The organism is Eubacterium sp. F2 (assembly GCF_046244355.1).
Taxonomy (GTDB): Bacteria; Bacillota; Clostridia; order Peptostreptococcales; family Anaerovoracaceae; genus Aminicella.
Genome location: NZ_CP176393.1, coordinates 1,881,400 through 1,896,376, shown reverse-complemented (window position 1 = coordinate 1,896,376; position 14,977 = coordinate 1,881,400). Strand labels below are relative to the sequence as shown.

Annotated in this window: 11 protein-coding genes; 1 reads left to right on the top strand and 10 read right to left on the bottom strand. The window is 41.9% G+C overall.

The features are described from left to right. Window positions 1-17: 17 nt before the first annotated feature. The 10 genes from ACI77B_RS08075 to ACI77B_RS08030 form a co-directional block, all read right to left on the bottom strand. Window positions 18-692, bottom strand: a complete 675-nt coding sequence (locus ACI77B_RS08075) for an MmcQ/YjbR family DNA-binding protein (protein WP_409336343.1) — start codon at window positions 690-692, stop codon at window positions 18-20. 890 nt (window positions 693-1,582) lie between these two features. Beyond that, window positions 1,583-2,710: an HNH endonuclease gene (locus tag ACI77B_RS08070; RefSeq protein WP_409336342.1), complete on the bottom strand. Its 1,128-nt coding sequence runs from the start codon at window positions 2,708-2,710 to the stop codon at window positions 1,583-1,585. Window positions 2,711-2,809: 99 nt separating this feature from the next. Beyond that, window positions 2,810-4,516: a sigma-70 family RNA polymerase sigma factor gene (locus ACI77B_RS08065; protein WP_409336341.1), complete on the bottom strand. Its 1,707-nt coding sequence runs from the start codon at window positions 4,514-4,516 to the stop codon at window positions 2,810-2,812. Window positions 4,517-4,526: 10 nt separating this feature from the next. Then, window positions 4,527-4,916: a hypothetical protein gene (locus ACI77B_RS08060; RefSeq protein WP_409336340.1), complete on the bottom strand. Its 390-nt coding sequence runs from the start codon at window positions 4,914-4,916 to the stop codon at window positions 4,527-4,529. Between the two features lie 10 nt (window positions 4,917-4,926). Continuing rightward, window positions 4,927-6,921: an AAA family ATPase gene (locus tag ACI77B_RS08055; RefSeq protein WP_409336339.1), complete on the bottom strand. Its 1,995-nt coding sequence runs from the start codon at window positions 6,919-6,921 to the stop codon at window positions 4,927-4,929. A 179-nt stretch (window positions 6,922-7,100) separates the two neighbouring features. Then, window positions 7,101-9,236 carry a DEAD/DEAH box helicase family protein gene (locus ACI77B_RS08050; RefSeq protein WP_409336338.1) on the bottom strand — a complete coding sequence of 712 codons (2,136 nt, stop codon included), beginning with the start codon at window positions 9,234-9,236 and terminating at the stop codon, window positions 7,101-7,103. Beyond that, window positions 9,217-9,762, bottom strand: a complete 546-nt coding sequence (locus ACI77B_RS08045) for a hypothetical protein (RefSeq protein WP_409336337.1) — start codon at window positions 9,760-9,762, stop codon at window positions 9,217-9,219. Before ACI77B_RS08045 ends, ACI77B_RS08050 begins: the two co-directional genes overlap by 20 nt. After that, the gene (locus tag ACI77B_RS08040; RefSeq protein ID WP_409336336.1) at window positions 9,731-11,002 is read right to left on the bottom strand and encodes a DNA-methyltransferase; all 1,272 of its coding nucleotides are present in this window, start codon (window positions 11,000-11,002) and stop codon (window positions 9,731-9,733) included. Before ACI77B_RS08040 ends, ACI77B_RS08045 begins: the two co-directional genes overlap by 32 nt. 344 nt (window positions 11,003-11,346) lie before the next feature. Further along, complete coding sequence (locus ACI77B_RS08035) at window positions 11,347-12,504, bottom strand: SAP domain-containing protein (RefSeq protein ID WP_409336335.1); 1,158 nt, start codon at window positions 12,502-12,504, stop codon at window positions 11,347-11,349. Between the two features lie 12 nt (window positions 12,505-12,516). Further along, window positions 12,517-13,500, bottom strand: a complete 984-nt coding sequence (locus tag ACI77B_RS08030) for a helix-turn-helix transcriptional regulator (protein ID WP_409336334.1) — start codon at window positions 13,498-13,500, stop codon at window positions 12,517-12,519. 305 nt (window positions 13,501-13,805) lie between these two features. Between ACI77B_RS08030 and lexA the strand changes: the two genes are divergently transcribed. Then, window positions 13,806-14,411, top strand: a complete 606-nt coding sequence (gene lexA / locus ACI77B_RS08025) for a transcriptional repressor LexA (protein WP_409336333.1) — start codon at window positions 13,806-13,808, stop codon at window positions 14,409-14,411. The last annotated feature ends 566 nt before the right edge of the window (window positions 14,412-14,977 follow it).

The window sequence follows — 14,977 nt, the reverse complement described above, 5'->3', positions numbered from 1 at the left end:
ACCTTCAGGAATGAATCTCACTTTGTAAGTTCGAAACTTCTTTGGACATATTCCATAATCATCCTATCCTCAAGATAATCATTCAACATAATCGAAATCCATGTTTTATGATTCATATGGTATCCCGGAAATACCACTCCGGGATATTTGCTGATATCATTCTCCAATGTATCCGTTTTGAGATTTATTATATCAACAGTGGTCCTATCTTTATCCTTAAGAAGTTTTTCTCTTTTTACATTCATGATAAGGGCAAACCATTTTCTGGTATCTGCATGCCTGAAAGTTCCGTATGACTGGTACTGCGCTGCCTCCCATGGAAAATCCGGCTTTACGTCATACTGATTCAAAATCATTTCCGTGATTCTGTTTGCCTGCTCTGAAGCAAACAGAACTTCCCTGCAGACTGCATCTCCAATGTGCTCAAGCAATTGCCTGTATGCATCACGAACAGTGTTCACATAGGCTCCATTGAAATGTTCTGACCTGAGTTGAACATATTCTTCGTTATTCATCTTATCAATCACTTCACTTGTCACATTGCCTTCTTTTGAAACAGATAAGATTACATGAAATTCTCCGTTCATAAAATCTGTTTCATAACAATACTGATCACCGGATTTTTGAAACCCAAAACTATCCATCTTGGATGGCACAAATCTTCTTTTCCTAAAAACTTCATCCTCAATCATATCCTCACCAGTCTCTTCGTCCTTGTAGAATTCGTTCCCCCAACATCCATCCCCTACCCTACATCTAATCACGAGCCGCAACCTGCCCGATTATTTATTCGCGACACACAACCCTGTAAAAAACGCCTTGGATAACTTCCCTATGTGCTGTTTTTCAGCCAGATTTCAAGGACGCTGAAATTTTCCACGATTCCCGAAACCCGCTGATTTCAGCAGGTTCCGGCCTCGTCTTATTTTTTCTTTGACATCAACGCTACCGTCTCAACGTGCGACGAGCTCCGCCGCTCGATGTCCTCCACCCAGCTTGAGACTGTAACTAGAGATCAGCCCTACGGACCGAAGTTGCAGCATTGAGCAGACCAGCCAGAAAATTACTCACCTACGACGCTCATATCGTGCCACTCGTACGCGGAAACATGTCAACAGTTTTTCAGTGTAAAAAGAGTCGATTCTCCGTACGCGGGAAAATGTCGAAAGGATAATTCCTACCTTATTTATATACGATTCAATTTCCGGTGCGCACTGCCCTGCCGTTTCAAGATTCCCGTACGAGGGAACAAGTCGAAATGCTGACGTCTCGACCTGAGGCAACGGGCTATTACGTCAATGTGTTTAGCCAAGAAACACCCTGGTCCCACGCATGGATCTATTAAGACGTCAAATTTGATACCATACCTCTTCATTGCCTCGCACAGGATAATGCCTCTGAAAGGCTTGAAATAGCGGCCTTCCAGCTCTTCATATCCGCTGTCAGAGGCTCTGTGATTTGCGAAAAGAGGGCATGCTCCGCTCCGAACTATAGTTGATCTGTTCACAGTGCACACCCTCCTTTCTCTAATCGTTAAAATGTGTGGGAAACGTTAAAAGGTATGGGGAATCGTTGAAAAGTGTCATTTTCTATAGATATTGTTTCTATGATATTCCAGAAACTCACGATGCCCTTCTGCGATTTTCTTTAGTTTCATCTCATCTGTGATGCCCAGAATTTTCTTATCCGCTCTTGAAAGCTGAGGTGAGATTACTATGCTTCCATCATTTCTAAAAGTAATATACCCGGCATCAAAGAGAGCATCCAGATTCGGTGTCAATAGCAATCCGTTGTACTTACTGATGCTTTCTTTGTTTGTCGTGCAATCCCGCCAAGGCTTGATGTGAGATGCAATCAACAAATCTGTCTTTTCACATCCAGTTACTGCACATTGTCCATTCCAATAGTCGATCAGCCTCATCCTGAATTCAGTCTGATTCACTCTGGTCTTAACCAAAGCTAAGTGTTCTTTCTTTGACCCGGAATCATTACTATCCGAATCTTTGTCTGTGGGGTCTTCTTCAAAAATAAATTTTCTTACTTCTTTATATCTCGAAATAACCCACACAAAAGAATGTGCATCCAGCGCACTTATATGATCTTCACACGATGAATAAAATGTAGCCATCTGTTTCAACGCGTTGCAAAATCCACTGTAATTTTCATATGTGCAGGAAGAGAAAAATTTAGTTTCCATTCCCAGAAGCCCGAATCCATCTTTAAAAAGCTTGGGCTTGCATGGAAAATAATTATCCGGATCCTTCAAGTAAAAAAGATAAGAAATAATGTCATATCTTCTTCCAAAAAAGGATGCCATTTTTTCCAACGAATCTTCTTCACTGCTTTTATCACAATAGAAATCGTGTAAAATCAATGCACCTTCAACGGGATTTGTTTTCATCATATCGCTGAACAATGTTTTTTGCTGATGATAGACAAAATTATTTTCCTGTAGGTTCATGGCTCTGATTGCCAGCGCTGCCGCCTCTCCCGAATTTATTCTCTTTTTATTCCAGCTTTTTATATTCAGGAGATCGGTTGCCTTTACATATACCGCGGGCTTATAGCCTTCATTCTTCATGTCTGAAAGGTATCCGCTTGTAAACGATACTTTTTTATTCTCCTGTCCAGGCTGGGACATCACAAATTCATGGAAGCGTTCAATAATTTGCTTGAGCCTTTCTGTGTCATAGATATACTTGTAAACCATTCTATTCTTCTCCAGTATTACCGAAGTGCTCTTTTACCTTCTGGTGAATCGATTTATCGCTAAGCATGTAGGCAGCGGGGAAAACTGCCATAACACTTTTTACATATTTTTCTTACGGCTTGCCTTCTTCTTACGTCCTACGTTACCTTTTGGCACGACAGAAAGGAATTGTTCGCGGGAAATAATATGTTTTGAATAAAATGTCGAAGCGATCTTTCTTTTGGCCCTACTTTCTATCTGACGTATCCTTTCTCTTGTTACTGACATTTCCTGCCCGACTTCCTCAAGAGTATGTTCAACGTTATCAAGTAAGCCATACCGCCTCTCAATAACAGTGCGTTCACGGTCAGTAAGGACATTTAATGCAATCCCCGTCAATTCCTCAGATTGAATTTTTGTAAGTATATTCTCTTCCAGATTTTCATCTGAAATAAATGCATTATCATCGCTTTGCTCCTGAAGTTTTTCTATACTTTCAGGAGTTAGCAAAATATATAAGAACGGTGTTATCCACTCCTCTGGACAATCCGTATATTTCACTAGAAGATCGGAAAGCTTATTCCCCGATAGACTGTTAATATCAATCGGGCCTATACGATTCTTTATCTGGTTAAGTATTTGACTAATCGTTTCATATATGTGAAATGGAATATGACATGCCTGATGCAGATATGGAAGTTCACGATGCATCACCTGACTTATCCACATTGACGCATATGATGGAAAAAGTCCTTCAACACCATCATTATGCTTCCATATTGCTGTCCATGCGCCTATACAAGCTTCTTGAAAAGCGTCCTCAAACTCTATTCCATCATTCTGATGAGCGTACAACGCAACCTTTACACATGAACGCAGTGTCATATCAAAAATCCGACGAGCAGCATGCTGGGATTCCGTGCCGCGCTTGTGTACAAGTTCAAGATAATAATCGTATTCGCCAAATCTTGCTGCCTGGATCCCACGAATATTCTCAATCATCATTTTCATTGCTGGACAAACTGATTCTGCTTCATCAAATATGGCATCATAATCAAGCTGAGCCCTATCAAAATCTTCTTCAGCATCACCCGGGTCAAACTCGTAACGATTGTAATCAATACTTCCATGCCACATTTCCTGTGTATTTCGAAGTTTCTTATCTGCAAGATACCTTTCATGTAAAGACTTAATGCCGTCATCTGTATTCTGATATTCAGAAATAAGTGCATCATTCATTCTTAATACATGAAAAACCTCATCCTTTAAATATGAGAATTGATTATCCGATATAACCGGCTCCATCACATTTGTATGAATCGAACACAAAGACCCGCTTGCATCACGAAGATCAAAAATCTGATAAGGTCCGTGACTTCCCTGCAACCAAAATTTCCGCTTAATATGCTGATCAATCTTACATACACGTAAAAATAGCAGAAAACCACTTGATTGACCAGAAAAGAAATTCATATAATTTTCAAATCCTGTTACTGGCATAAAATCTCTTGCAAGTTGCTTTAATACAGATGCCGTAATCTGAAATTCTACTTCAGATTCGATCACTGCGACATAATCACTTTTAGGAAGGATATTTCTATCCTCCATCTGCATTTCAAGTTCAGATACATCACCTGGAAAACGCCGATTATAACTATTGTCACCTCCATAAAATGCAAAAGCCAGTGGCTTACCAATATATTCCGAACGAACCAATTTTCTTTCGAACACACATATTTGACAATAATTCTTAAAATATTGCCCCGCGTCCTCCAACAGGGCAATTGTTGCAGGATCTTCTCGCAGAGCATGCCTAATTTCAGCCATGCCTTATACCTCACATTGTTTTTCCAATTGGGAACAGATGATTCTCGTCCGCAAGATCTCCGAGCTTAGAAAGACCAAGACACATAATCACTCTTGCATATCGATATGGTGTCGAACATACAGGATAAAGGACTTCAAACAGTTTCGAAATATAATGATCAGGATCCACGGAGCCAACATTATAATGATTGCCAGCGGAATCATATACCGAATCGAGTTTTTCTACTTTCTCAGGTGTATCTATCTCATCTTTGTAGTACTTTATTACATACGCCATAGCAAACTTTGCAGCCGACAAAGCATCAACAAATTCTCCTGAATCTTTCATCTGATTTGCGATATCCGTTGCTCTTTTCGATAGAGAAATATTTGTCAAATCATCTTTACTATTATCTGCCATAATTACCTCTTTACTTAATTTCTGTGTGCATTGACGTTATACGTTCAAGATGGTATTCATGCAAAAGATGCGTACCAAGCTGATTTCTTGCAACATCCGGATCAATTTCTCCGTTATACGCAAGCAACATAGACTGTTCCGCCATCTTCGGGAGTTCATGAACAATATTTGCAGAATTCTGTTTGTCCATACGACCAAACGGAGAATCCATAATGATCGGTCCACGAAGCGGCGCATTCTTATGAAGCGCTCCGATAAGTGACAATGCTACGATATGCTCATAGCCAGATGATCTTCCAGGTACAAGTCTTCCAGAACGATGCTGAATTTGTAGCCCATAGTTCTCATTTATTTTCAGAGCAACATAATCCGGATCGGCGGTAAGATGCACGAACAAATCAGACGCATCTTTTTCAACATTCTTCTTAAGCTGTTCTCTGTACTTCGCTTTGCTCTCATCAAAGATTGCGAAAAGATCATGACACACTTTATATCTCTTCTTGGCTGTCATAAGCATTGAACTCCCCGACTGCTTTTCAAGTGCCTTCGTGAGACCATCCTTATCGTTTTTATCTTTCTGAAGTTTTTCTCTCTCAGCAGCAAGACCCGTACGGATATCTGTAATATTCTTCTCAATCTCAGAATATTTTTTGTTCAGGGCCAATATGCCATCCTCCCCTTCTGAGATACCATACCTCGAAATATGCTCATTCATTTCTTTTATGTCGGCTTTATATTTACTTATGTCAATTTGCAATTTTTCAGCCTGGTTTTCCAACATATCAATACTTTGCTTTACATCAACAACATCTTCAGTCAATCCACGCATAGCAGATAGGGCTGCCTGAAGGTCATATAAGTGTTGAGACTGTTCTTCCGTCAGACCTGCATATTCCGATGTCTGCGTTTTAATTTCGTCCTCAAGATGCTTCAGCACATCCCCAGAAATATCTTGTCCGCATACCGGGCATATACGGTCAGCAACCGCCTTTCTCATCTCCATGATAAAATGCGTCGCAACGGACTTCTTCTGCTTCTTGGATTCAAGTTCTTTAATCTCACCCTGGACTTTTTCACGAAGATCTCTAATCGTACTAAGCATCATACCCTTCCAGGCGACCTTCGTATAATTCCGAATGCCAGCCATGGTATCAGCAAGCTCACTCTCAGCTTTTTTCATTGAATTTTCATCTTGTCGCTTCTGTGATATCCACCCCGAAAGAGCTTCCGTTTCCTTTAACCGGCCCTCGATACGAGTTTTCTCTGCAAGATACGTAGAAAGTTTTGTTTCCATTGTTTCAATGTTAGTTTTATGCTGCTCGATATTTGCCGTCTTTGATTCAAGCTCACTGCCTAGCTGTCTCGTCTTATCGTTAGCCCTTGCAGCTCTCGCAACCTGCTTATCATACTTTTCAGCGCAGAAATCCAAATCAGACACACCGTTCTGAAGAACTGGAACCCCAAGAATCTTTTCAATTGCATTCTTAATTTGATCTCCGTCCGCAGTATTTTCTTCAAGAAGCTCTTCATACTCCTGAAGGAGCTCTGCATCGAACAGGAAAAAACGCGATACCTGTTCTGGCATAATAAGATTCAGCTCATGCTTCATTGCATCTTGCGACATTATGGAACCATTCTTTGAAAGAAATAAAGATTTTTCATAATCCATTTCTCCACCAGGATTTGTTACACCGTCACGAAGCTTGAGTTCACGGACGAGGCGATAACGATCACTATCATTCGTCATTTCCAAAGCTACGGAAAAACCATGTTCGCCTTCACTGGCAGCTTCAATGTTTTCCATCTCAGAAAGGTTTTTAAGTGGGCCACTTCGCCTCTGTACAACACCAAACAGAGCATATCTAAATGCATTCAACAACGTTGTCTTACCACGGCCATTATTGCCCCAAAAAATAGTTACTCCAGATCTATCGGTAAAATCAATAGTTTGAGTACCTTCATAAGGGCCGAAGTTCTTTAATATCATTTTCTGAAAATGTAACATTTCAATCCTCCGTTTTAATTTTATTCACATAATCGGCCACAATGTTCATCGTCTCAGTCCTTGCTTTCCCACGATCATCCTGATTCGAATACTGCGTAATAGCAATTTTCCTTACCAATTCCTTTGGAACATCCGGATACTTTGTACTACGGACTGCTTCTAGTGTAGCAAGTAGCTCATCAAGATTCTTCCTCATCGTCTTCTAACCCTCCATTCTTTAACTCATCATAATCGATACCATATTCACGAGCGATGATCTTAAGCTCTGCAATACAGCTCGGATTTTCAGCCCATTTGCCAAACTGAATAGCTCTTGAAATCTCTCCAGCAATAATGGAACTACTATCCTCCTCGCCATCCAATGATTTTTCAGGCATTACTATGGCATCGAAAAGTTCAGCGAAATACTTGCCCGGATATCTTCTTAATATTCTACCGCGACGCTGGATGAACTCTCTCGGATTCTTTGAAGATGCAAGAATAAGCGCATGCGTCGTAGAAGGAATATCCACTCCTTCATCAAGGCATCGGATAGAAACTAGAATTCCGCCGTTGCTCTCGAAGTATTTTAACGTCTGAACACGATCGCCCCTCATCTCTGAATAATATTCATAGGCATCATACCCATGCATAAGCAGTAGTTCCAGTACATCTAATAGTTGCTCTTTATTGTCACAATAAACAATCCATTTCTGGCCTGGTTCATAATGTTTGTTTATAACATCCAAAGCAAGATTTACTTTATTTGCTGCTTGTTTTACTATCCTAGACCGATTGATCAGCAACATCTGAAGCTTTGGACTCGTCGATATCATTTCTTTGAAAGGAACATTCTTAGAGCGTAATATCGCCATCAATCGATTAATTTCTTTCGTAATGCTACACCATTTATCTTGTTCGTCCGGAAGCAAATGTACCTTCTGGGGGTAGTAATAATATTTTGTCAAAACACCTGACTTAATAGCATCTTCGAGTGTAAATACAGGCGCAATAATGCCCCCAAAATACTCAAAGACAGCTTCAGTCCCCTCCGGGTCACCGTAACGCACAGGTGTCGCAGAGAGTCCAAGCCTTTCTCCAGCATCAATTTTTAAGATATTACGTCTCTTCCTGCTACCGACACGATGCACCTCATCTGCGACCAACAGCAAGTGAGGTCCGGATACAACACGACTAACAAATTTCTCGTCTGATGCAGTGTCCATGATTGCTATTGCAATCTTGTTAAGAATCCTGTTTGGACGAGTCCAAAGAGTAAGGAGATTCTCTGTGCGCCAAGTACTATTACCATCTCCACAAAGCAAAAAATCCAGCTTTATGTCTGTAATGTTCTGACTAATTTCGTCTTTCCATTGATGTAGAAGCTCCCTCGACGGAACGAGTACAAGAACAGTCTGACCGCGGTCTAAAGCATCACGAATAGCACATATCGCCGTATATGTCTTTCCAGAACCAGTCGCATGCTCCAAAATACCTCTCCGATTATTTTTAACCCAATTCTCAAGGGCCTTAACCTGATGTTCTCTTGGTTTCTTTGTACTATGTTTCTTATCAGAAACCCATTTTCGTGATAAAGAAATGGTCATGGAAATTTCCTTTGTTAATTCTCGCCAATCGTACCCGTTGCTTTTTTCAATTAATTTTTTCCTAAGAGCCTCTGGAAACGAATACACTCTCGCCTTCGACTGTGTACCATTCCAAAGCTCTTCAAAATATGATATTGCACTTTCAACACGAAAGGCGTCCCGTTTATCAAGCCAGCTTGGAAACACATCAATAGACTCAAGGTTTCCGTCATCCGAAAGTCCTTGGAAGGTTTCATTCATGGATCCTCTAAATCCGACAGAATCTCCATTTTCATCAGTAAAGATCCCGACTTTATCATGAAACAATCTTTGAAGATCTGGCTCAAGACCTGATTCTGGTACAGCAACTTTGATATCCAGAATATTTTCCGCAATCAAACACGCAAGAATTCTTGCGGGCTTTTCAAGCTTAGAATCAGCAAATAATCTGTCCATCTCCGCGTCAAGTTTCTGCTGCAAAATCACATCATTCTTCGCAGAATAACCCTCTGTCATAGCGGCTTTATCCTTCTCAGATATTATTGGAGAGCAGATGATTCTCATCTTACCACCATGCTCAACAAATTCCTGCAACGCATTCCAGGCAATGATATAAACTGTACTTCCAAAATACCCAGAAATACGGTCATAATTTAATGCATTTTTCATAGCTGGAATATAAAACTCCTCAGCTATATCATTATCGGCCTTATTGTAATCCGGTCTGAAATTAATTTTCCGAAGTCCCATTTGCTTTCTCCAAAATAATTTCCAAATCAATATCAAAACGTTTCTGCAAGGCCTCAGGAAGTCGCTCTCTCGTCGAGATCACAACTATCTCTTTATTGTGTTTCCTATGAATAAATAGTCCATCATCCAACGCACGAACAAGTTGCCTGGTATAAATCTGGATATTGGCAGAATATGCAAATTCCCGGTGTTTATCTAATTCAAAAAGTACCCAAAGACCTTTTGCCGGATCTGACAGCACACAGGCATACCCAATAATTAAGATTGTATCGCCATTCGAATCATCAAATCTGCCACGCTCCCCACGTTTCTGCCCATCAATGATCAACTGAACTTTCCACTCATCAATCGATCTCCCACCAGGTGGGGCTGTGCAGTTAAAGATATAGGCCCTTATCTCATGATTAAACGGATAAGAAAGATACATCCGAATAGGTTTTTTTCCGTTGTCTTCAACATTTACTGCATATCCTCCTATATCATGCAGAAACAATTCATGCAGTGTGCTCTGGTTCAGCCTCTTCATTATCTTTCCTCACAATTCCCTTATATCTAGTTTTTAGCTTTGGACTGCAGATCAAAATGGGATCATCACCTTTATAATCCTTGTTCATCCAATTTTTTAAGTTATACTTAAGAATCAGAGGCTCCGGAAGTGTCATATTATCAGAACTCGCTGTAATATATCCGTCAGGTATTTTCCATATAGCGTCATCTGTCAGCCTGTTCTTCAGTCTTTCATAAAATACTTTTTTCGTCTGTGGCTTTTCATACAACAGAACTGTAGGAAACCATGCTTCGTAAAGATCATAAATAAAAGCAAATGGAAGTAATCTCCACTTACACTGCGGTAACACTGTCTTGATAAATTGATCAAGATTATGTCTCCACACTTCATTACAATGAAATTCCACACGATGCCACTTCTTTGCCATCTCACAATAGTCAGGATTAATTTCGATATACTTAAAATCTCGTCCTAGCTTTTCTGCAACGATAGCTGTTGTTCCGGAGCCACCAAAAGGATCCAGCACAACATCGCCCTCGTTGGTTCCTGCCTTAACAAAGAATTCAACAAGTTTCATCGGGAAACGCGCAGGATGGGATACACCAAATTGTTTACAAAGACGATGAAACGTATCATTACTGCTCGTATTACTAATAGTAAGTACACTTCCTGGATCTGCGCCTCCTTTATCCTTCCATGGGTGAGAAAGATCAAAGCTATGACGAGATGGCCTGGTGTTTGCTTCTCTCGTACCACGATCTAATTTTCCAAACAATTCTTCCATCCTGCTGCTGTATGGTTTTCTAATTGAATCCATGTTAAATGTCCATGAATCTGATTTACTGAACCAAAAACAATACTCATGGGACTTCTTAGTACGCCCCATAGTTCCTCTTGAAAACACATTCGGAGGAGTTGCAGGATTGTACCAAATATAATCTCTGACGAGATGAAACCCTACATTCTCTGACAGTAAAATCACCAACTTAAAGACAAATAAGCTCTGGTATTTACCATCAAGTTTATCATTAATATTCAAGACAAAGCTTCCAGTAGGCTTAAGAATACGATACATTTCTTTTGCCCTTGGTAGAAACCAGTCATCAAATTTTGATGGTTTGATTTTTACGTTTTTCCCAGTAATGCCATAATCTTTTACCTGATCTGCGTATGGTGGCGAGGTAAAGATAAAATCAATGCTATTGTCCGGAAGTTTCTTCATTTCTTCCAAACACTCACCATTAATAAATTCTCCCATAAAAGCTCACCCTACCATTCATGTTTTTTTAATATATTTTCCGCAACTAGTTTATTAAACACTGATACAGAAAATTCTCCTGCTTTAGCAACGTATGTGAAATACACTTTATTCTTTTGTCATAGAAGCAAGAACTGTTCTCTTGCTTCTTCTAGAACCGGTGCTAATTGATTAATAATAGACGTCGTGGTATTTCTTCTTCCATGAACAACTCCTTTCGGCAGCATTGGTTCTATGGATATCAAATATTGCATTTATATCCAATATATAAATGCTAAGTACTTATTATAACAAGATTATTGCTTGGTTTCCAGAAGTATCCTCGATACTTGACAAAACGGCTATCACCGATTCCTCGCACTTTTCTCAATCAGCCCTTCGATCTTCTTAACATAGTAATCTGCCTTATCCCAGTAATATGCCCCTCTGGTTTCCTTGATCTTCATCACCAAGGCCAAGGCATCTTCGTAGCGTCCGGCCTTTATATACAGATCCGGCAGCGTAAACATCCACATCTTGCCTTCGAACTTCGGCCCGCCTTCTTTCCAGATGTCTTCCCAGAAGGCAATGTAGGAGTCGAGATCCCCGTCTTTCTCATACTGCTTTGCAGCATGCTGTACTTTGGCAAGCTGAACTTCCTGGGCTTTTATCTCGCTGTCATCTATTAGCTCTCCATCTTCTTCATCAAACAGATTCTTCATATATCTGCGGTGCGCTTCCTCGATTGACTTTCTTTCCTCGTCGTCCACAACTGCTCTCCAGTTGCTCTTATCACCTCTGCCTAGGATGCGGTTTATGGACCAGACGTTAAATTCCGCGTAAGCTCCGTTAATCCCTTCCACAGTAGTATTGCGGTTGTTATGCATATAAGGGACATAGGCGTTGTCTTCAAGCTCCTCTTCACCGAGTTTCGTAAGATGATACTTCTGCTCAGCCCCGGCTGCGAGGATCTTTTCTTCAGGAATATTCTCAGCCACACGCTTCACCAGATCTGCTTTCTTTCCGGTCTTAGGCAGTCCTGCATCTGACAACAGTTCCTTAAGCTCAACTACTTTTAAAGATGCGGCTGCATCAGCAGCAGTCCCAAACTCGATAAAGCCGCGGTCTTCCAGGCTCTCAAGTGCCTTCCCTACGTCACGGATACCATATTTGAACCACCAGAAGCCGGGGTAGCCGTCCTTCGGATGAGGATACTTTCCCTTAGAGCAGTAGAAGAGCAGCAAGATCTCCGCTACATACAGGCCCCTCTCTGACGGAATGCATGTTTTCTTTCTTTCCTCGAATGTAACTACCCGGCGCTCGAAAGCTGTGCCCTCATGGATGACATATGTATAGTAGTCATCTGGCAGATAGTATTTCTTCTCTTTCTCCGGGACGGACGGCGCAATTTTATGACCGGCTTCCGGTATCTTGGCCTTATTCGAAACGTCAGGCACGGATTCAGCCTGCTCTACTCCATCTGTCGGCGTTGTTTTCTTCTTTAAGAAATCAAACAATCCCATACTATTCCTTTCTTATTCCTGAGTTACCATCTTCGCCCGCTGCCGGTACTCTTCCATCAAAGTTTCCGGCGACAGGATCTTCATCTGGCCGACGAACTGAAAGAGCCAGCCCCAGAAGGTCGGTGAGATCTGGACTTTGATCGAAGCCGTGCATTTTCCCGGGGCTGTCCGGATCATCTTTGTGCCTTCGCCGAACTTATCCTGCACCACGCCGATCAGCTTGTCATCAAACTCCAGGACGAGGTCTTCGGCCTTGCCGCCGTACATCTTGAAGACCTGCTCGGTGTATTCTCCGATGTCACCTGACTCCATGATGGCTTCCGGAGCGACGTCTTCATTTTCTGTGTTGACGTGCTCCATCCGGTCGATCCGATAGTTGCAGATCCCGTTATGTTTGAAGGAATAGCACATCAGGTAATAGCGATCGTTGTTGTAAATCAGAGCCATCGGATTTTCGATGTAGCGCTCTTTGTTCTGCCGGTAGACTTTCTGCCCCTTTTCGTCCCGGTCGAAGTAATAGAAGGAGGCTTTCTTCTTATGAAGAAGCGCATTTTCGAGTTCGGAGATGTTGTAGTAGATCTCTTCGTTGGAATGCTTCGTTGTGTTGAAGCAGACCATATTGCCTTTCAGAATCTCGGCTCGGTGGCTTCCTCCAAGACTTGCGATCTTGTCCACGAATTCTTTTGTCTTCTTCTCTGTGATGAAGCCTGCGGCCTGGACCGCATCGATCAGGATCTTCAGCTCCGGGACGGTAAAGGTCCGGTCGACGACGTAGTAGCCCTTCTCGTGGCCCACGTAGCAGCTTAAGACCTCGTAGCCGTACTCGTTCAGGGTCGCGATGTCGTTACCAAGGGTCCTGCGGTCACAGCTAATTCCAAGATCATTCAGTCTTTTCATTAACTGGCTGGTCGAAAGCGGATGCTCTTCATCGGTCTGTTGGTAAAGCATCTCCATGAGCTTCAGCAGCTTGATTTTCTGTCTGTTCCCGTTTGGCATCTGGGCTCCTCCGGTTTCTTATGCATACTCAATAAATAATAGTATATCAGCATAAAGCTGAGGCCGCAAACATAAACTGTCGCAATTTCACGACAATGCGTCTATATTTTGCGGACTATATAAAGATGCGATTTTCAGGCACTTGCTTCTACCCTTTTCTGCCCATCTACCCAACATCTTCTCAAGTGTAAGGAAAAAGTGACAGTTTTCCGAATAGCAAAATTACCATATTGACGACTGAACGCTTGTTCGTATAATAGTAGATGCAAGGTACTTATTCTTACGCTAAGAAAGGAGGACAAGAGTTGAAGTTAAAGAGCCAGGAGTACTACAAAACCTTACTTTCCTTCATCGATGACTACCGGGAAGAGCATGGAGTTTCTCCAACAAACCGGATCATCGCAGCAGGAACAGGTGTTTCTACTGCTACGGTCTCCCGCTACCTGCAGGACCTTCGCAAAGAAGGCAAGATCGAATATAAAGGACATCGGGGAATCATAACACCGAAAATGAAAGAAGAAAAAGAGTCCACTGTGTTAGTCCCGCTTCTTGGAAGCATTGCCTGCGGCATCCCGAAGTACGCTGAAGGCAATATCGAAAAATATATCCCCTTACCGGTTTCCCTTTTCGGCAAAGGCGATTTCTTTCTGCTTCACGCAAAAGGCAATTCTATGATTGATGCTGGAATCAATAACGGCGATCTTGTTCTCATCAAAAAGCAAAACGCAGCAGAGCCTGGGCAGATTGTTGTTGCTCTGATCGATGAAGATGCAACCTTAAAACGTTTTTATCCGGAGCCTGAGAAAAAGCTCATCCGCCTTCATCCAGAAAATAAAGAGATGAATGACATCTATGTTGAGCACTGCATTATCCAGGGCATCGCTGTAAACGTGTTAAAAAACATAAATTGAACAGATTGGGGGATTGATTACAATGAAGCTCTTCACCACCTGCCCCGAATGCGGGTATAAGCTGGGGCGTTCCGGCGACGGGACAAACACGGAAACGTCCTGCCCGAAATGCGGGGCCCTACTTAACTATGAAGTCATGGATGGAAAAGTAACGGTTGAGATTCTTAGGCATTCCACCAAATCACCCGCCCATCTGAAAAAATAATATTGGGATTGTTGCAGCATCTGAGCTGAACCCGGCAGAGAACCGCGAAGAGCCTGGCTGCATCACAAGTTTGCACGAAGTATTGAACTCGGCAGCGTAATCACGCAGAGCACCGTGAAGAATCCGGCAGACAGATATCAAAAGCAATAGGAAGTTTTCCCTTTTGCTTAGAGATAACTGCCTGCCGGTTTTTTTGTTTTTGTCCTGAGGATGACGGTAAAAGCCTCTTTCTCACACCTGTTCACCCAGGCATGCAGAGGTGGCTCGAGCAGAGGTGAGAAACAAAATTAAAGTAACCCAGCCTACGAGCATGGCTGGCCGTATCGAAACGTAATATCTCGTTCCGAAGAGGCCTGCCATG